The organism is Granulosicoccus antarcticus IMCC3135 (assembly GCF_002215215.1).
GTDB classification, from domain to species: Bacteria; Pseudomonadota; Gammaproteobacteria; order Granulosicoccales; family Granulosicoccaceae; genus Granulosicoccus; species Granulosicoccus antarcticus.
The window spans coordinates 720998-739441 of the sequence record NZ_CP018632.1 but is presented as its reverse complement, the minus strand read 5'-3'; the positions used below and the strand labels follow the sequence as shown (position 1 = coordinate 739441).

Here is an 18444-nt window from a genome sequence, read left to right as displayed (position 1 = left end):
CTCACCCTCCTCGCTGTAGCAACAATGCTGGCGAGACCCGCAGACTGCGCATCAGCCACAGCGCGCCTCCGGCAAGACAGATCACACTGCCTGCGAATGCGACACTAAACCCTGTCACCCACAGACCGTCCTGCGCAAGCTTGAGCCAATACTCGAGTATTCCCCAGGCAATCAGACTACCGGCGGTGAATGCAAACACGGTCAGTATCAGCGCCATCAACAGATACTCGATGAACAGGCTGGTGCGGATTGCTGCGTGCCGAGCTCCGAGCGCATACATGATTGCACTCTCATACACACGACGCTGCGTCGTTGCGGCAATCACACTACTCATGACCAGCAGGCTGGCTGTCAGGGAGATTGCAGCCACCAGCCCTATAGCAAGGGCTGCCGCACCCAGCATGGCACGGACATTAGCCAGCAGTAGCGAGGTACGAATCGTCACAACACTCGGAAACTCGGCCCCGAGCATCTGCATTGCCTCGACATCCTGATCCTTGGCAAGATGGACACTACCGATATAGCGGGTAATCCAGGGATCCAGTGCTCCCGCACTGAAAACACCCTCTAACCAGAATTGCGTTTCGAATCGCGCCTGACTGTAAATTGCGGCAAGCTCTGCCTCCACCACCTCACCCATGACACTGAACCGCAAACGGTCTCCGACATTGAGCCCCAGTTGATCAGCCTCTCGATCCTCGAACGCAACCAGCGTCGGACCTGCATAATCTTCCGGCCACCAGGCACCACGATCCACCTGGGTGTTATCGACACCGCTGGCCCGATAACTGAGCTTATGCTCATCATTCGCCTCTTCGGCTTGTCGGTCATTGTCACGTGAAGCAATTGCCACATCATTGATGTGCGTCATTCGACCCAGAACCAGTGGCGCCAGCACATGCGAGGTATGCCCCGGCAAGGATTCGAGAGTTTCAGCAAAGGCTTCCAACTCTGCTGCCTGCACATCATAGAAAACCAGTGACGGCGAGCGTTCAGGTACCGTGTTACCCAGACTGTCAAGCGTGGCAACGATGACAAGAGCGGCGGCAGTCAAGAGCGTCAGAGCACTGCCCAGCGACAGCAGCATGGCTCGCAAGGTATTGCCTGGTCGATACAGGTTAGCCGCTGCGATCTGCAGAGTGAAACGTCCATCCAGAACACGCAACTGCCGAAGTCGTCGCACGCCCCATCGCAATGCCACGATAACCATCTCGAGTAGCGCAACCAGCAAGATTGCCACAACGATGAAGGCGATACCTACCAGAGGTTCCGGCAGAAGAATCAACATCAACGCAAGCGTGCCAAGCACCAATGCGGCAGTCATTCGACGATAGCCTGCTGATAGCCGGGCATTGAATTCAGTAGCGCCACGCAACAACACAATAGGATCTGCAGCCAGAGTTCGCCCCAGACTTGGCAATGCGAAAGTAATGGCAGACAGGACACCGAAAGCAATGGCTAGTGCGGTTGGCCACAGCAGTCCAAGCACATCGCTGGATATCGGCAACGCAGTTGCCAGAGTACGCGAAGCAAACCAGGCGATCGAGGAACCAATGATAGCGCCAGCGGTACTCGACAATAGGGCCAGCAGCATAACCTGACCAATAAAGACAAAGCCGATTTGCCACTCACGAGCGCCCAGCGCTTGCAGTGTTGCCAGCATTCCGCGCTTGGTGGCAATCCAGGCAGCAATGCTATTCGCAACCCCTAACCCACCGATGAACAAGGTTGTGAGCCCGATCAGCAACAGCACCGAAGCTACCTGGTCCAGCCGCTGGGTAATCAGTTCGCTTCGATCAGCGAGTGTCCGGATCTCGATATCCGCCTCAGGAAAACTGCCGCGCAGACGTGCACGAAAGTCAGAGGCCGGCTCCTCAGTACGAATACGATAATCGTAATCAACCAGACTGGTGGGTCCCAGCAGCCCTGTCAATTCCAGTGCCTCAGCATCGATGATCAACGGCGGCCCGCGCGTATTGGCACTCAGACTACGATCCGGTTGCTCAAGAATCTCGGCACGTAGCTCAAGCTGGATATTACCAACATCGATACGCTGGCCAACAGCCAGACCATGGCTGACTGCCAATACCGGATCGTAAACAGCCCCCCAGACACCCTCTGCTGAGCGTGCCACAGCAGATTGCAAATCCTGCTCCGGCTGCAGTTGTACCTGACCGTATAGGGGATATTGACTATCAACACTTTGTACTTCAACCACTGTGAAGTCACCATCCTGGGTTCCCATCATGGTGCGCAGCTCAGTCTGCAGCGAGACCTGAGCATTCTCATCCAACCAGTCACGCTGCTCGGCAGGCAACGGCTCCCGGGCACGCACGACCAGATCACCACCGAAGTTTTCGCGCTGCTGGCTCGCCAGACCATCCTCTACCAGTCCCAACAAGCTACTGCACGCAGAGATAAGCGTGATGCCCAGCAACAGGCAGGCGCAGAACACCCACAGCGAGCGCAGCGTGCCACTACCGACCAGGTCTCTCCACAAAAGACGCAGAAGCCGTGCAAGCTGCGGCATCTTCATGGGGCAACAACAGCGTGCAACTGGCCATTCTCCAGACGCAGACTGCGATCACAACGGGCGGCCAGTTGAGGGTCATGAGTCACCAGAAGCAGAGTAGTACCACTTTCGCGATTCAACGAGAACAACAGCTCGATGATGCTCTCACCGGTACGCTCATCCAGATTACCAGTCGGTTCATCGGCAACCAGTAACGCAGGCTCATGCACCAGTGCTCTGGCAATCGCCACCCGTTGCTGCTCACCGCCGGAGAGTTGGGCCGGATAATGCCCTCCCCGCTCACTCAACCCGACCCGCGCAAGCATTTCACGGGCCCGTTTGTCACTATTGGGTTGGCCGGCGATATCCAGTGGCAATGCCACGTTCTCTTCGGCGGTCAGGCTTGATATCAGATGAAATGATTGAAATACGATCCCGATGGTGTCGCGTCTGAGATCAGCACGGGCATCGCGATCCAGTGTTGCAAGCGAGCGACCGGCAATCATGATTTCACCACTGGTGGGCTGCTCTAAACCCGTCAGCAATAGCAACAGCGTGGTTTTACCAGAGCCAGAGGGGCCGACGATTGCAACCCGTTCACGTGCGTCAATGTCCAGATTCAGTGCTTTCAGCACATCGATGGATTCGCCAGCCATCCGGTATTGCATGGCGATGTTCTGCAGACTGATCATGGCCAACAAACTCGAGGTCAGTGTTATGAAGACAGGGTAATTGGAGCTGGGACAGTCTAACGATGCTCAGGTTCCCTACTCACTGATTGTACGATAGAGTGACTCAGATTCTATGGCCGCCAGAATCTTCAGAGGCTATCAGCTTGTATCACCAACGATCAGCCGAAGTTCAGATCGATAAAACTGCCCCTCCCCCTCATCGTTCAGCAACGCCAGCAATTTTTCGCCCGACACCTTGCCAATCTCATACTTGGGAACATCAACCGTCGTCAGCCTGGTGCGAATGGAGAATTTCTGTGTCGAGCCATTGAACCCCACCACAGCAACATCCTTGGGAGCCGATAGCCCTTTATCAAATAAATAGGAAAGCCCACCCAAAGCCATGGGGTCATTCAGGTAATGAATGGCGTTGACGTGAGGAGAGCGTGCAAGCAGCCTTTCGGTCAGTATTTTTCCTGATTCTGGCTGACGTGGTAGATTTTCATCCACCTCCGTTTCAATTGAAATACCTGCCTCAGACAGCCTGCTGCGAAAAGACTGGAATCGCTGGTCTGCACAACCATCGATTGACAACTCAGCGCCGATATACGCAATGTACTCATATTTCTTTTCTATGAGATGGTCAGCAACTATCTGACCAACCTCACGTTGAGAGGGTCCCACGTGATAATCAAAATTCAGATTATCCGTGTCCCACATCTGTAGTATCGGGCAACTACGTTTTTTCAACAAATCAAAAAGCTCAGGCTTGTGATGAATCCCGCCCGTGAGAATGATACCTGCCGGCTGCATTGCCAACATTGATTTGATGACCTTGAACTCTTCTTCCGGATCAAAAAACGACTCACCAATAGTCGTGAAATAACCTTTGGGCCTGAGCACTGAATTGACACCACTGAGTATCTCGCCAAAGACCAGATCATTAACCGAAGGGATGACAACAGCGACCATCGAGCTGCTCTGATTCCGCAGCGAGCCTGCAACGGTGTTGTAAACGTAACCGAGCTCCTCCATGGAATTATTGATACGTTCCTTTGTATCGGGCGAGATATTGCCAGAACCACTCAAAGCACGTGACACCGTCATGATGCTTACGCCTGCATGCTTTGCAACATCGGCTTGCGTCGTATTTCTTTTCCTGGTGCCAAATGAACTAGTCAAGAAACCACTCCGTACTTAGTAAAATTCGACACCTATGAACATTATTTCGTCGCACCTATCAGTCCCAATAGCTTTGCATAACTGATGAGATCTGCAACAAATTCATCAGGAAACTCTGAGTGCAGAGAATTCCCGTCACCGGGATACTCCAACAAATTCATATCTGGAATTCTCTTCAGAATGTCCTCAACAGCTTTCTGAGTTCCAGAAAGTGGATCATGCGATCCGGTGAAAACCAGTGTCGGCACTGCCAACGACTCCCAGGGAAAATCCCAGCTCGCTTCAAGCGTCTTGTCACCTGCGCTGTGCGTGTTTTCCCCGCGAAGTGTATTGATAAGCACAATAGCTTCCGCCTGAGCACCTTTTCCGATGGCCCTGGCTCCGAAAAGTCCGCCGATCGACAAGCCGCACATGACCGGTCGATGTGGCTGTTGAGCTTCCAACACCCTCACAATGTCTGAAACCATCTCCTCAGACTCCAACACCGCATCTGGCCCGCATTCGGTTTTGCCTTGACAGCGATAATCAAAACTCAAGGTACCGTACTGTTGCTTGCGAAGCGCTGGCGCAATCCGGTCTTCCCATGTATCGGCAGTCGTCTCGATTGAATTCAGGAAAACGAAGGTGTGCTTGCCCTGCTGGGGCTTGGAGTGGATGACACGAATGCCGATGTCATCATCTAATTCCACGTATTCTGATGTCACTGCGCTCATGTCGTTGTCCCTGGAAAACTGGAATTTGAAACAGGGTTCTTGGCCTTGTTCGTCAGATTCTCAGCACGAGTATTGCTCTCGTTTAAAACCGTATCGATGTTCGCCCCTAGGAGCCCCCATTTGTCATGCGCAATGCCTGACGGTTGGTTAACGTTAACATTAGTGCACGACAGGGTAAACAACTGTAACCATATATCAACAAATCAACCGTGTATCAATAGCAGGACATGACAGCGCTTTCATAAACATGTCCAAGGTATGCCCTTCCGTTAGGACCTATCAAGCAATCAGTTGATACCATGAATCATTTGCTTCGGCAACCTCACCGACAGTTACAAAGACATTCTCGGATTCTGTTCATATGACAATTGGCGTTAAGGCCCTCAACAGTATCGCGGCCTTGCCGGTAGCCCTCCTGTGTCTGCTCACTTCGAGCTGTGCGACACCTGACTCGCCTGGTTCAGAACTGTTTTCGCTACCCGAAACACCCGAGTACTACCGGCCGCAAACCGTCGGATCAGACTCCCTCTACAATCCTGCCAGTGCATTCTTCGATTACACGCTTGATACATTGCAGTTACCTGCAAATTTCGACACCGATAATTTTTCTGACAATCTGGATCAGGCATGGGAGCAGCTGATGCACCCAAAACGATCTATTGACAACGAAGGAGGCTTCCAACGCTTCATCAATAGAGAGATATTTCCGATCGATTCAGAATACCGGCGTGACAGTTTCGCAGCACTACCCAACTACGGTCTGCATTTGCTGGGCGGCGGCATGGCCTATCGTCGTGATGTTGAATGGTTTACCGCAAGAGGCTATCGCTACCCGCGCCTGGCAGCAACCAGCCTTGCCATGGTCAGCGAAGTATTGCAGGAAGCTCTCGAAGTCCAGAACACGACGGACTCTGACCCGGTTGCAGACGTTTACCTGTTTCGACCACTTGGCATCTTGCTGTTCAGCCAGGATCGAATTGCCCACTACATACAAGAAAAACTGGATCCAGCCATCTGGCCTGCTATCAGTGCCTGGGACCTGACTTCAGATAAATTCACGAATACCGGTATCTCCTATGTCTACAGACCTCCGGGACTGACGATCAAAAACGCACGGCTCTTCGTTTACACAGGATTGAATAATCTGCTGGGATTATCACACCCGCTGCCCTCCGGTAATAGTTTGTCTTGGGGCGTGGGGGCAGCCGTGCAGGAAATCGTCCGGCAACGCAACGTCCAGGCCGACCTGCGTCCAAGTATCGGTCTGTTTCTGGACCGAGAAAAAAGCCTGCTTGCCTCCATGGTCTACAACGATGCCGGCACCACACATCTGCGTTTCAACTTATACCCTGGTGGCCTTCCAAGTATCAAGAACTTTGGATTGTTCCTGTCGTTTGATGATGACTGGGCTGTCTCTGCGGGTCTTGTGTATCGAATGCCGATCGGGCTGGCAGTGGGGAGTCGATGAACTGAGCCCACAATCACGACTGGAAGTTAGAGCAATACGCAAGAAAATGTTAAGCCTTTCCTGAAAAGACAGAGCTATTATGGTTCCAGTCGGGTTGGTGCATCTGCTCGCAACAAACCTTCGGATTGCAGATCGGACCACAAACTATCTGGAATTGACGCCTCATACCAGGCGAGAAGAGAGGCGAATTCCGCAGCGGATCTTGGCCCTGGGATGACACTGCTCACCAGAGAACTACGCAGTGTGAACTGCAATGCTGCTGCTGCCAGTTCAACGTTGTGTGCTGCACAGACCTGCTGGATACAACTGACACGTTGCATCACATCTGCAGGCGCTGCGTCATAGTTGTATGTACTTCCTCCTACAAGTATCCCTGAATTGAATGGTCCGCCAATAATGATTGAAGTGCCGGCCTTTTCACAGGCAGGAAACAGCTCGTCCAATGCCGATTGTTCCAGCAAAGTGTATCGACCGGCCAATAAAAAGCAATCCCAGTCGCCCTGCTGAAGCGCCTCGATACACACTTGATTTTCATTCACACCCAGCCCCACCGCCTTGATCACGCCTGCACTACGCAATTCCGCTAACGCCTTGTAGCCACCTGACATGGCTGTTGCCATCATGCTCTTCTGTATATCCTTGCCATGGGTATAGATATCAATATCGTGAATCAGAGCGATATCCATACTGGCCAGGCCCAACCGTTGCAGACTGTCCTCCACTGATCGCATCACTCCATCATAGGAATAATCGTAGTGTGGCTGCATGGGCAAGGCATCTGGCCATCCACTGTCAGCCACCTGTGGTTCGGCACAAGGTTTCAGCAAACGACCCACTTTGCTCGATAGCTGAATCGGCGCCTCGGCTTTTCGCAAAGCATCGCCAACCAGACGCTCCGAGCGTCCGTAGCCATAGAATGGGGCCGTATCGAAATAGCTGATACCCGCATCCAGTGCTGCATTAAGTGTAGCTCTGGCATCGCTGTCGCTCACGCTACTGCCTACACCTGCAAGGGAAGCACAACCCAGACCCAATTCGGAGACACGAACCTGGCTATTGCCAAGTTGTCGCATTTTGATGGAATTCATGTCAGTACCTATAATTTCCTGTTATTGCAAGCTATGCGCAGTGGAACAGCGACTCACCTACCCCTGAATGCTCAGGGCTCATGTTGCCATGCCAATACCTGATGACGCCGATGGATCCTCCTCGCTATTTGGCTGGATGGTTTTCTTGCTATGTATCAGGTTCATGATCGCCTCACTCATCGCTGCATACTCGCGAGTGTTATCAATATCGCCCATGATACGAAAATCATTCATCACCACGATACGATCGGCCAGCGTAATCATTTCTGGCATGTCGCTGGAGATCAACAGAATGGCTGTGTTCTCATTGTCAGCCAGCTCCCGAACCAACTCGTGCAGATAAGCTTTGGTCTTTATATCGATTCCGACAGATGGCTCATCGATAATGAGAACCTTGACACCAGCCGCCAGCCATTTTGCAACACTGACCTTCTGCTGATTACCACCTGAGAGATTGTTGACAAACTGATTCAGTGAAGGTGTTTTCACTTCAAGCTTGTTGATGTACGGCTCAACGTGCTTCTTGACAGCTCGGTTAGTGAGCAAAGCCTTGGCTTTACCAAGCTGCTCCCACACCGTGATGCCAACGTTCTCGATTATCGAGTGCATCAAAATAAGACCTTCCTTCTTACGGTCTTCACTAACATAGCCAATATGATATTTACTCACCGCATCGGCTACGCTATTAATGGCAGCGGGCTTACCGTCAACAATGATACTGCCACTCTGAATGCGGTACTTACCCAGAATACTCTTGGCAAGCTCTGTACGACCCGCTCCCACCAATCCATACAAACCTACAATCTCGGCCCGGCGTACTTGCAGATTGATATCCCGGTGACCTGACTCAGTAGAGACATCGCGAAGCTCTAGCGCAACTTCTGAGGTAGAGCGTGTCCGAGCAGCCCAATCGGGTATCTGCTCACTACGCCCAATCATCAACTTGACAATATCCTGTCGATCAAGGCCCTCCATCGCCCGGCTTTCACAGGCATTCACCCCGTCTCGAAGAACCGTCACCTGATCGCAAATCTCCTGCACCTCCTCAAGCTTGTGACTAACGAATACAAGGCTTGCACCACCGTCACGCAAACGATGCAAAACAGAGAATAAGGTATCAGTTTCGTGTGATGTCAGTGAGGCGGTAGGCTCATCAAGCAATAACACCTTCGACTTAAGCGACAATGCCTTGGCAATTTCAACCAGTTGCATCTGCGCGACACTAAGCTTAGCCACCGGAGTGGCTGGGTCTACGTCCAGCGCCAGCATATCGAGCCAGACGCGTGCCTGCTCATGTAATGCCCGATAATCAATACGGGTCAGAGATTGCTTGCCAAGAGATTCAAGGAATATGTTTTCACTGATCGAGAACCTGGGGATCAGATTGCGCTCCTGATGAACGACCCCGATCCCATGGGCAATAGCATCACGCGGCCCGTGCAGCTGAACTGACTGGTCACCGAGCATCAGCGTGCCTTGATCTTGCCTGTGGATACCGGTAATGATCTTTATCAGCGTCGACTTACCGGCCCCATTCTCTCCTAACAGCGCGTGAATGGAACCGGAGTTCAGCTCCAGAGTGACGTTTTGTAGTGCTTTGACACCCGGAAACGATTTGCTGATATTGGCAGCTCGGAAAACGACATTGCTCATGCGATCGCTCCCTGTTCAGCGGTTACCTTCGCCGCTCTGACCTCTCGCAACTTGTTAAGGCCGACAGCCCATAGGATCAGGAACCCGAGTACCACTTGCACCAGAAATGGATCGACGTTGAACAGCACCAATACCTGGGTGATGATGGCAACGATAACAACACCCAGCAATGTGCCGACCACACTGACATGCCCACCTGTTAAAACGGCACCGCCGATTACCGGCGCGGCGAACGAGAGGATCAACCAGTCATCGCCAATGGTCGGCTGTCCTATTTGTAAACGGGCCACCAGCATGATGCCTGCCAGCCCAGCCAGAAAGCCTGAGATTACATGTGCAGTGATAATGGTTTTTCGTACAGATATTCCGGACAGTTCCGCGGCATGTTCATTACCACCCACAGCGAGAATGAACCGCCCGACAGGAAGTCGATTCAGAAGATACCAGAGACCAAAAGTCACAATAACTGTTGGTATTACAAGCCAGGGTAGTGGCTGGATAAAAGTGTCATTACCCAGACTCTTGACCATGTCCGGAATCTTGTAAAAAGGTGTCGCCTCAGTAATACCCAGGTTCAAACCCTTATAGATAGACAGCGTTGCCAGAGTGATGATAAAAGCCGAGATGCCAGTCATGGCTACAAAAAAACCATTGAGATACCCAGCTGCCAGCCCTACAGCTAATGCCATGACAGCTGCGATTGGCCACGGAATCGACCAGACTTCCATGAAACCCGAAAAAGAAATAGCCACTAAACCACCAATGGCACCGACGGAGAGGTTCATCTGACCAATGGCAATGATGACCATTTGCGCATAGGCGATGAGAGCATTGACGGCTATCGCCAGCAAAAGGATTTGTATATTGAACGGGGACAGAAATGAAGGGTTGAACCAGCTGACCAGAGCTATGGCCGTTATGGTGATGAGCAGCGGTCCGAACCAATCCGATTGCAGGTAGGAGCTTAATTGACGTTTCATATGAGATTATGCCGAGCCAGGTAGGAGCGTCGAAGAAGATCTATCAGTACAGCCGCTAGCAGTAACAGGCCCAGACAGGTCTGTACCCAGAACGCACCAACTTGCAAAAGCAACAGGCCCGTTGTCAGCAAGGTGACCAGAAAAGCTCCCAGTAAGGTTCCAAGCACCGAAGCACGGCCACCGGTGAGCAGTGTACCGCCCAATACCGGTCCCAGAAATGCTGGCAGCAACCAGTCTTGCCCCAGTTGACCAGCCATCGAAGGAATAGCTGCACCGGTCCGCGACACCAGCATCAGCCCTGCAATACCGGCAAGCACACCAGACATCGCATGACACAGAATAATGGTGCGATCCACCCGAATACCGGAAAGTTCTGCAGCGTCGGGGTTGGCACCGGCTGCCAGCAGTCGCCGGCCAGCAGTTGTCAATTTGAAAAACACGGCCAGAATCACGCCAACGACCAGGGTAACAATCAGCAATGGCGACACCACACCATTGATCTTCATGCGACCGAATGTCACATACTCTGGCGGCAGTTCACGAAATGAGCCTGCCTGGGTAAGGAAAATCATGACACCAAAAAATATACTCATCGTGGCCAGGGTGATAATGAAGCTGTGCAACCCTGTCTTGACAATCAGGACGCCATTCAGTGCGCCAATCATGGCACCCAGTGCCAACGCTCCGACAACACCCAGATACCAGGGAAACCCTGCAACCTGCATCAGCCAACCACCACCCATTGCCACACAGACACCGATGGAGCCAACCGACAGATTGAGACCACCACTGACAATGACCACCATCATCGAGAATCCGATAATGATGTTGACTGCGGCTGTACGCCCCATCGCAAACAAGCTGAACGAAGAGGTAAAACCAGGCGTCACAATCGCGAAGATGATGGAAAATATTATGATTAGTGCCAGCAATCCGAACTCGTTGGACAGCAGTAATCTGCGTAACTGTTGAGTCAGACGGCCCGAACCTGGCGCCGGTGACGTTTCATCATCCAGAATCCCGACGTCTTGAGAGGGGCTCTGTGTGCTGCCGAAGTTATTCATGCAGGAGCTACATCCTTATTGAAACAGGGTGACAGGCGAAGGCAGTAACAGACCGGGGCACTGTGATTTTTCACAGAATTCATCAGCCACCCGAACGCTCGGCAATGGGCACGCCATTACCAAGGTTTGATGTCTGATGAATCGCTGGGTGTCGGACTTATGTCGATAAAAGTGCAAGCTCGTATAGCTTGCACTTGTCTGCCAGAGTGTGCGCCACCAACGCGTCAGACCTGCGACGTGTCGGCGGCGACAAGACAAGAACTCAGCAATCCAGATAGGTGGATTCGAAGCTTTCGAACAGTGTCTTGGTGATGCTCTGCATCGAAGTGACGTAATCGTCGACTTCATCAACACCTGCAAACACAGTACCTGAGTCAATGAACTTGTCAGTCAGTGCATTGGATTTGAACGGTGCATCAGCTTTGATGGTACAACCTTGACGCAGCTTGTCAGCCGCGAAAGAACCTATATATCCCTGACCGTAGGGGTTTTGCAGCATCGTTCCATGTACGAAGCCATCTTTTACCGCTTGAAGAAGAACCTCGTCATGGTCGATACCAACCATCTTGATGCGCTTGTCACCGATTTTTCGCAGAGCATTAGCTGCAACGACCGCCGGAACCCAGGCCGTCGTGATGATGCCATCAACCTCATCGGCGTGCGCGGCCAGATAGGCATTGATCTTCTCTTCAGCGGGCTCTGGTGCATCGATGTCGGCAATGACCTGAATAACTTCAGCGCCAGCTTCTGAGGCGGCCTGTTCAACCGCATCAATGCGCAGCTTGGTGTTCGCATCGACCAGAAAACCGGTGAAATGCACGATCTTCTTACCCTCTCCACCTCCCAATGACTCTAGTAGCTCCTGCGTGCCAAGATAGGCTGAGTTACCCGTATCAGTGCCCATGCAGAATACCGCTTCAGATGGGTCTCTCAAACATCCTGCTAATGCCATGGCCACTGCACCGGTTCCGACCAATTCGTCAACGATACCAACTGTACCAACCGGGTCTCCCGGAAATACCAGAAAAGCGTTATATCCCTGTGTCACCAGACTTTCCAGTAATTGATTCTGTGCACCCAGCTCCCATTTTTGTGGAACCTTATAGTCCGCTGATGCAAGACCAAAGTCTTTGGCAGCGTCTTTTCCCGCTTGTTCCCAGGCAGTAAAATAGGGGTGAGGGCCACCTGGCACCAATGCAACCTTGGTGTCACTATCGGCGGACACCGTACCGGTAAAGGCGACCAGCGAGATGCATGTACCAAACAATATCTTACGAAACATTACGTATCTCCAAGAGGATTAATTTATATTTATTATGGTAGTCGTGTCGGCAAGCTCATCACTAACCGGATCAAAATAGTCAGGGTGCTCATGGGAAATCATGGGTAGTGACTTCAGGATTTCCCGCAAGTGATTTCGGATATACCGAACAGCATCAGTAGACGACCCAGACTCGATAGCATCTACAATGGAGACATGTTGAGCGATAAGCTGCTCGACATGAAAGTGGTTGAACGACAGGAAACGGACTCGGTCCATTTGTGTTTTAAGATCTTCGATGAATTGCCAGGCGGATGATTTTTCGGCTGCTTCAGCAAGTGTTCGATGAAACAGATCATCCAGTTTCATGAAGCTGACAGGATCGGCTTTGGCCACCTTGCGCTGCGCTTTGATCTGTTTTTTCAATTCAGCGATGACAGCAGCTTTTCTGGAGACCGCAACCAGTGCGACGATATCGGATTCGATTGCTTCACGCAGAAAGCGTGCATCCAATACAGCCTTGACAGATATTTTTTGCACGAAAGTACCGCGTTGCGGACGAATATCGAGCAATCCCCCTGCCTGCAACCTCAGAAATGCTTCACGCACAGGTTGTCGACTGACTTCCAGTTGTCGAGATATTTCCACTTCTGAAGCACGATCGCCAGGTTTAAACTGCGCCTGAACAATACCTTTCTTGAGCAATTCATACACTTGAGGACCGAGCGGCAGGCTCGAATCAATCTCTGTATCTATATGAATAACTCTTTCCACGAACATTCCGAATGCAGTGACACACTAGTAAACTACCATTTTAGTAAATCACCTGCAAATAAAAATTCGAAGATAATTGCTCTCGATGCAACCATGCGGTAGCCGTTCCCCGTGCAACTCTTTCTCCGAACTGAGCAGAATTGAACGGTTGTCTCTACCTGCTATTTTCAGTGTTTTGCGCCGCAAAAAAAATAATAAACTTACTCAGCACTGCAAACAACTCAGAACTTTCCGATCTGATTCGCATTCTCTATTGGAAAATGCATGAAAGAGATAATTATCATTGGGTTCTGAAAATCGTCGGAAACCAGTCTTCTCGCAACCTCTCACCCGCACTCATGCCGTGATCAGGAAATGGTGGTGATGTGGGCCCCGGACGTTCGACATAACGGGCATCATCACCCAGAAGTCGTAATGAGAAGGCTCGTCGTCGAGTGTTGGAATGATTGCCTCGCGCACCATGTAGCGTTGAGAAGCTGAATGCAACTGCGTCCCCGGGTTCAAGACTCCACTCGCGAATATCCATCCCTTCCCTGTCAGGGTCTGGTACGGGCTGATAGTCATCCGCATCAGGATAGAAGTTGTCTTGCGCCAGCCAGCGAGTCGGCAACACGGGCTTCTCCCATCGATGTGAACCTGCCACACAACGCAGAGTGGCATCGCTGACATGGTCCAGTGGCACCCAAAAAGAGACGTTCTGAATACCATCGACAAAATAGTAAGGACTATCCTGATGCCATGGCGTGGGCTTGGCGGTTCCGGGCTCCTTGATCAACACATGATCGTGAAACAGTTGAACACTATTTGAGCTCATCAGTGAGGCGGCAACCTCTGCCACGGCAGACTCACGAATGGCCTTTTCGAATGGTGCAATCCGATGCCAGTTACAGTAGTCGTCGAAAAATCGACCCGAATCGCCGCTCTGCAAATTTTCCGCAGCATAAGGACCCGGATCATTCAAATTCAGCTCGATACCCTGGCGGATGATCTCAATATAATCATCAAACAGAGAGCGAATCAGAACAACACCCTCCTTCTGAAACGTATCGACATGATCTTGCGTGATGAGATGATGCATATCTGGTCAACCTGAAAAGCCTGTCAGATTCCCATGATCGCATTCAACCATGTTGGCAACAAAGTGTATTCTGGAAAAACAGAGACGAAAGATACGCAGACCCTGCCAAAAGGCGTATACAGACAACCGCCGGCAGGAATCAAGCCAGACATTATCTCGCCCCCCTGTTATGTCATTCATAAGTCAACGAGTAGTCCCATGCAGATTCGCCTCATTTTCCTACTGCTCCTCCTGTGCTTGCCAGTCACTGAGCTACTGGCACAAAGCCAGCCTGAAGTTCCAGAACAGAGCCTTGATGGCAAGGATCTGCAGGCAATTCGCCTTGATGAATTGGCGCGGCTGCTGCAAAAGAAGGTCGATCAGAAAGTCGAGCTTGAAAAAACACAGACCGACAAGACAGAGGAGCTACCTGCCGACAAACAGACGGTGCTCAGTAATCTGAATCGTGATATCGGCAATTTGTCCGCAGCCTTCGAGATGATCGCGCTAAGCAATACTGATACCGCCTTACTGAATGATCCGGATGCTGTTAAGACCGACTGGCGGCAGGATTTGCTGGATATTTTGAACCCTTTGATCGAATCACTGAAGTCGATTACCAAGCGTCCGCGTCAAGTAGCCGAAGCACGCGATACGGTTTATCGCAGTGAAGCACAACTGCAGATCACCCATCAGGCAGTCAGCGAGCTGGAAGCCATTCCAGCCGATTCACTGGATGCGAACGCCGCCAGCCGAATCGCTGATCTTCTCTCCAAATGGCAGGACGAACAAGCTCAGTATGAACAGCATAGGCTGGTTGCCCAAACCCAGCTCGAACGTTTGAGCGCTGACCAGGAAACCTTCTTCCAGGGAGTCTGGCCCGCGACACGACTGTTTTTGCTAGGCCGTGGACTCACCCTGGCAATTGCCATGGCAGCCGCCTTTCTGACCTGGGCGGTGATGCGATTTCTTTGGTGGATGTACACCATCCGGTTTACTACCAAGGACCAACGCCGCAATAGCACCTGGTTCCGGTTGCTGGCCTACAGCTTCTACCTGGTGACGACCTTGATCACGGTCTTTGTCATCCTGGTTGTGCTGTACGTCAGGGAGGACCTGTTGCTTCTGGCCCTGGCCTTTCTGGTAATTGTTGCAATCATTCTGGGACTCAGGCAATACCTGCCCCGTTATGTCAGAGAGGCCCGCCTGTTACTGAATCTGGGTGCTGTCAGGGAAGATGAGCGAGTCATCTATAACGGGCTGCCTTGGCAGATAGAATCGCTGAACCTCTACACGGTACTTCGCAACCCGGCACTGGATGGAGTCATCCGACTGCCGCTGGACGTTATCGCAACACTGGTTTCCAGGCCGGTAAAGAACAATCTGTGGTTCCCCAGCAACCGGGGGGACTATGTGATTTTGCCTGACACCACATTTGGACAGATAAAGTGCCAGACACCTGATCTTGTCGAAATCTCGATACGAGGTGGCATGTCGATGACCTACAACACACAGGAGTTCTACGCGATAAACCTCATCAATCTTTCCCGCGATGAAACCTTCGGTGTATCGGTTACTTTTGGTTTCGACTACTCCCTGCAGTCAATAAGCCTGACCGAAATCCCCCAGACTCTGGAGCGCGAAGTTCGAAAAACTCTTCACGATGCGAATTATGAAATGCACATCAACAAACTGATTGTCGAGCTGGCAAATGCCAATACCTCGTCACTGGATTTTCTGGTTTTCGCAATGATGAGCAGTACCGTTGCGAGTGACTACTTCAAACTGCATCGGCTAATCCAGCAAAGCTGTGTAGCTGTTGCCAATGAAAATGGCTGGACCATTCCATTTCCGCAGCTAACTATTCATCAGCCTGCAACCCGGTAAGAAGGTATCCCCTGAGCACGACATCCAAGTCAGTATCAAACGTGGCTTTCGTGCTCAGCGATATCAATTTGAGCGATACTTCTCAACTGTATCCATATTCACCTCGATCCCCAGACCCGGACCATCAGGTATAGCCACCACACCATCACGAATGCCAAGAGGCTGACTTACCAATTGCTGACGAAACGGGTGAGCAGATCGATCATATTCAAGAATAGGCTCTCGTGGAAACAAGGAATGATTGGTGATCGGCAGTGTTGCAATCAACTGAATTGAAGCTGCCTGTGCTATCGCAGATCCCCACACATGAGGATTGACTAACACGCCATGGGCCTGGGCCAGTGCTGTAATGTCACGTACCGCAGTAAACCCTCCGCAAGAACCGATATCTGGCTGAGCAACGTCGATAGCCTGGCTACCTATCAGCGCTCGAAATCCGTACGCCGTATGTTCATTCTCACCGCCCGCAATGGGTATTGACAATCGTGTACGCAATTCCCGATAGCCTTCAATATCTTCAGGAACAACCGGCTCCTCATACCATCGCACATCATATTTTTCCAACGTTTTGCCGAGAATCAAAGCATCTGAGCGCCCGTAGGCATGATTGGTGTCGACCATCAAATCAATATCAAGATGACCAACTGCCTCATGAATGGCTTCCATGACCTCGATATCATCAGCCACACCAAAACCCAATTTGATCTTCATTGCCTTGAATCCTGCCGCATGATGATCCTTGGCTTCAGCCGCTAACCGCTCAGCTTCCTTCTGACCGCTTATCCGATAAAAACCGGTTGCATAGGGAACCACATGACTACGAAACGCACCACCCAATAACTGATGAATCGGCTGTGAATAGTACTGACCCGCTATGTCCCACAGCGCAATGTCGATAGCACTGATCCCGGCCGTAACAGACCCCTTGCGACCAAAGTCTCGAGTCTGGTTATACATCTTGTGCCATAGCACATTGGTATCGAGCGGGTTCTCTCCAAGCACCAGAGGCTTGAGCGCATGTTCGATCACCGCGGCCGATATCTCAGGTGGCTCCAACCCTTGGGCAAAAGCCTCACCCCACCCAGTCAAACCGTTATCGGTGGTGATTCGCACCAGTGTAGCTGCGCGTTGATGGACCCACCCTTGAGAAAAAGCGAATGGCTCTGCCAATGGCGTCTTCAACACGAAGATTTCTATGGAGGATATTTTCATAGGATGTTCAATCAAACAGGGTCATGTCTGGCTTGGCTTGTAACGGGGTTCAAAGCCCTTCACGGCCACACTCAGACGGGCAATCGTGTCATCCAGGTGTGCTCGCATTTGTTGCTCTGCGGCATCGGCGTCACGGGAAAGAATTGCGTCCATTACAGCGCGGTGAACAGGAATCGAGCTGGCGTTTTCCCGAGGATCAGCATTCGTCAGCTTGATGGAGGACAACAGCGCAGAGAAAATGACACCTTCCAGGTTCAGCAGGAATTCATTATCGGCTGCGCGCAGTATGGCACGATGAAACAGCGCATCGGCAACCACGAAGTCCTCTACCGATTTTGCCTCCGCTTCCATCTTTGAATGGGCATGTTCGATCTCATCATGAGCGCTTTGCGTCCCGAACTCGGCAGCCCACATTGCAGCCTTGGGCTCCATCATCAAGCGAATGTCCATAAGCTGACTCAAAAACTGGGGTTTTGGTGTTACTGCCTGGTGCCAGGCCAGGACGTCATCATCGAGCAACATCCAACGGCGACGTTCACAGACACGAGTACCACTGCCGCGACGCACATCAAGTAACCCCTTGCCAACAAGCAGTTTGACCGCCTCACGAACAACTGACTTACTAACGCTGAAGCGTTCTGCCAGCTTGTTCTCGTCATCGATCAGACCACCCTCAGCATAACTGCCCGAGACGATACGTCTCCCCAGCTCGCGAGAAACCTGTGTCGCCAACCCGGGGGCAACCATTTTGGACTCTTTCAAGTCGTAATAGAGAAGTTCAGTCATGAGTCCATTTAAACATCTGATGTTTAAATTGTCTAGATGTTTGTCGGTAGAGTAGCGATTAAATACGCTCTCCAAAAACAGACCTTGGACTTGACGATGAGCTGGCTGCTGGAGATCATTTGCTCCTATTGCCCAA

Annotated in this window: 15 protein-coding genes; 2 read left to right on the top strand and 13 right to left on the bottom strand. The window is 51.5% G+C overall.

The features are described 5' to 3' along the window. Nucleotide 1 precedes the first annotated feature (1 nt). From IMCC3135_RS03255 to IMCC3135_RS03240, 4 genes are all read right to left on the bottom strand, one after another. Nucleotides 2–2536 (bottom strand): ABC transporter permease, encoded by a 2535-nt coding sequence (locus IMCC3135_RS03255; protein WP_088916282.1) that lies wholly within the window; start codon nucleotides 2534–2536, stop codon nucleotides 2–4. Further along, nucleotides 2533–3204: an ABC transporter ATP-binding protein gene (locus tag IMCC3135_RS03250; protein ID WP_088916281.1), complete on the bottom strand. Its 672-nt coding sequence runs from the start codon at nucleotides 3202–3204 to the stop codon at nucleotides 2533–2535. Before IMCC3135_RS03250 ends, IMCC3135_RS03255 begins: the two co-directional genes overlap by 4 nt. Before the next feature lie 138 nt (nucleotides 3205–3342). Further along, entirely contained in the window at nucleotides 3343–4365 is a 1023-nt protein-coding gene (locus IMCC3135_RS03245) for a LacI family DNA-binding transcriptional regulator (protein ID WP_157735738.1), read from the bottom strand. A 41-nt stretch (nucleotides 4366–4406) separates the two neighbouring features. Then, a complete protein-coding gene (locus IMCC3135_RS03240; protein WP_088916280.1) occupies nucleotides 4407–5078 on the bottom strand; it encodes an alpha/beta fold hydrolase in 672 nt (223 codons plus the stop codon). Nucleotides 5079–5439: 361 nt separating this feature from the next. Here IMCC3135_RS03240 and IMCC3135_RS03235 point away from each other — a divergent pair, with 361 nt between their 5' ends. After that, nucleotides 5440–6546, top strand: a complete 1107-nt coding sequence (locus IMCC3135_RS03235) for a hypothetical protein (RefSeq protein ID WP_088916279.1) — start codon at nucleotides 5440–5442, stop codon at nucleotides 6544–6546. Between the two features lie 77 nt (nucleotides 6547–6623). Here the strand turns inward: IMCC3135_RS03235 and IMCC3135_RS03230 are convergent, their stop codons facing one another. From IMCC3135_RS03230 to IMCC3135_RS03200, 7 genes are all read right to left on the bottom strand, one after another. After that, a complete protein-coding gene (locus IMCC3135_RS03230; RefSeq protein WP_088916278.1) occupies nucleotides 6624–7634 on the bottom strand; it encodes an aldo/keto reductase in 1011 nt (336 codons plus the stop codon). A 78-nt stretch (nucleotides 7635–7712) separates the two neighbouring features. Further along, entirely contained in the window at nucleotides 7713–9287 is a 1575-nt protein-coding gene (locus IMCC3135_RS03225; protein ID WP_088916277.1) for a sugar ABC transporter ATP-binding protein, read from the bottom strand. Next, nucleotides 9284–10267 (bottom strand): ABC transporter permease, encoded by a 984-nt coding sequence (locus IMCC3135_RS03220; RefSeq protein WP_088916276.1) that lies wholly within the window; start codon nucleotides 10265–10267, stop codon nucleotides 9284–9286. The genes IMCC3135_RS03225 and IMCC3135_RS03220 overlap by 4 nt, the downstream gene beginning before the upstream one ends. Further along, complete coding sequence (locus IMCC3135_RS03215; protein WP_088916275.1) at nucleotides 10264–11331, bottom strand: ABC transporter permease; 1068 nt, start codon at nucleotides 11329–11331, stop codon at nucleotides 10264–10266. Before IMCC3135_RS03215 ends, IMCC3135_RS03220 begins: the two co-directional genes overlap by 4 nt. 262 nt (nucleotides 11332–11593) lie before the next feature. Next, nucleotides 11594–12613: a sugar ABC transporter substrate-binding protein gene (locus IMCC3135_RS03210; RefSeq protein WP_088916274.1), complete on the bottom strand. Its 1020-nt coding sequence runs from the start codon at nucleotides 12611–12613 to the stop codon at nucleotides 11594–11596. 18 nt (nucleotides 12614–12631) lie between these two features. Beyond that, nucleotides 12632–13366 carry a GntR family transcriptional regulator gene (locus IMCC3135_RS03205; RefSeq protein ID WP_205737883.1) on the bottom strand — a complete coding sequence of 245 codons (735 nt, stop codon included), beginning with the start codon at nucleotides 13364–13366 and terminating at the stop codon, nucleotides 12632–12634. 280 nt (nucleotides 13367–13646) lie between these two features. Then, nucleotides 13647–14444 (bottom strand): phytanoyl-CoA dioxygenase family protein, encoded by a 798-nt coding sequence (locus IMCC3135_RS03200; RefSeq protein WP_088916272.1) that lies wholly within the window; start codon nucleotides 14442–14444, stop codon nucleotides 13647–13649. 198 nt (nucleotides 14445–14642) lie between these two features. Here IMCC3135_RS03200 and IMCC3135_RS03195 point away from each other — a divergent pair, with 198 nt between their 5' ends. Next, nucleotides 14643–16310: a G protein-coupled receptor family protein gene (locus tag IMCC3135_RS03195; protein ID WP_157735737.1), complete on the top strand. Its 1668-nt coding sequence runs from the start codon at nucleotides 14643–14645 to the stop codon at nucleotides 16308–16310. Nucleotides 16311–16373: 63 nt separating this feature from the next. On the opposite strand, the gene IMCC3135_RS03190 is transcribed toward IMCC3135_RS03195, so the two are convergent. Next, entirely contained in the window at nucleotides 16374–17522 is a 1149-nt protein-coding gene (locus IMCC3135_RS03190) for a mandelate racemase/muconate lactonizing enzyme family protein (protein WP_088916270.1), read from the bottom strand. A 21-nt stretch (nucleotides 17523–17543) separates the two neighbouring features. Next, on the bottom strand, nucleotides 17544–18308 hold the full coding sequence (locus tag IMCC3135_RS03185; RefSeq protein ID WP_088916269.1) for a FadR/GntR family transcriptional regulator: 765 nt from the start codon (nucleotides 18306–18308) through the stop codon (nucleotides 17544–17546). Nucleotides 18309–18444 lie beyond the last annotated feature (136 nt).

Excerpts from the sequence above, each read along its gene's own strand:
- IMCC3135_RS03255 (WP_088916282.1), bottom strand. The coding sequence starts at position 2,536 with ATGAAGATGCCGCAGCTTGCACGGCTTCTGCGTCTTTTGTGGAGAGAC.
- IMCC3135_RS03250 (WP_088916281.1), bottom strand. The coding sequence starts at position 3,204 with ATGATCAGTCTGCAGAACATCGCCATGCAATACCGGATGGCTGGCGAA.
- IMCC3135_RS03240 (WP_088916280.1), bottom strand. The coding sequence starts at position 5,078 with ATGAGCGCAGTGACATCAGAATACGTGGAATTAGATGATGACATCGGC.
- IMCC3135_RS03235 (WP_088916279.1), top strand. The coding sequence starts at position 5,440 with ATGACAATTGGCGTTAAGGCCCTCAACAGTATCGCGGCCTTGCCGGTA.
- IMCC3135_RS03230 (WP_088916278.1), bottom strand. The coding sequence starts at position 7,634 with ATGAATTCCATCAAAATGCGACAACTTGGCAATAGCCAGGTTCGTGTC.
- IMCC3135_RS03225 (WP_088916277.1), bottom strand. The coding sequence starts at position 9,287 with ATGAGCAATGTCGTTTTCCGAGCTGCCAATATCAGCAAATCGTTTCCG.
- IMCC3135_RS03220 (WP_088916276.1), bottom strand. The coding sequence starts at position 10,267 with ATGAAACGTCAATTAAGCTCCTACCTGCAATCGGATTGGTTCGGACCG.
- IMCC3135_RS03215 (WP_088916275.1), bottom strand. The coding sequence starts at position 11,331 with ATGAATAACTTCGGCAGCACACAGAGCCCCTCTCAAGACGTCGGGATT.
- IMCC3135_RS03210 (WP_088916274.1), bottom strand. The coding sequence starts at position 12,613 with ATGTTTCGTAAGATATTGTTTGGTACATGCATCTCGCTGGTCGCCTTT.
- IMCC3135_RS03200 (WP_088916272.1), bottom strand. The coding sequence starts at position 14,444 with ATGCATCATCTCATCACGCAAGATCATGTCGATACGTTTCAGAAGGAG.
- IMCC3135_RS03195 (WP_157735737.1), top strand. The coding sequence starts at position 14,643 with ATGCAGATTCGCCTCATTTTCCTACTGCTCCTCCTGTGCTTGCCAGTC.
- IMCC3135_RS03190 (WP_088916270.1), bottom strand. The coding sequence starts at position 17,522 with ATGAAAATATCCTCCATAGAAATCTTCGTGTTGAAGACGCCATTGGCA.
- IMCC3135_RS03185 (WP_088916269.1), bottom strand. The coding sequence starts at position 18,308 with ATGACTGAACTTCTCTATTACGACTTGAAAGAGTCCAAAATGGTTGCC.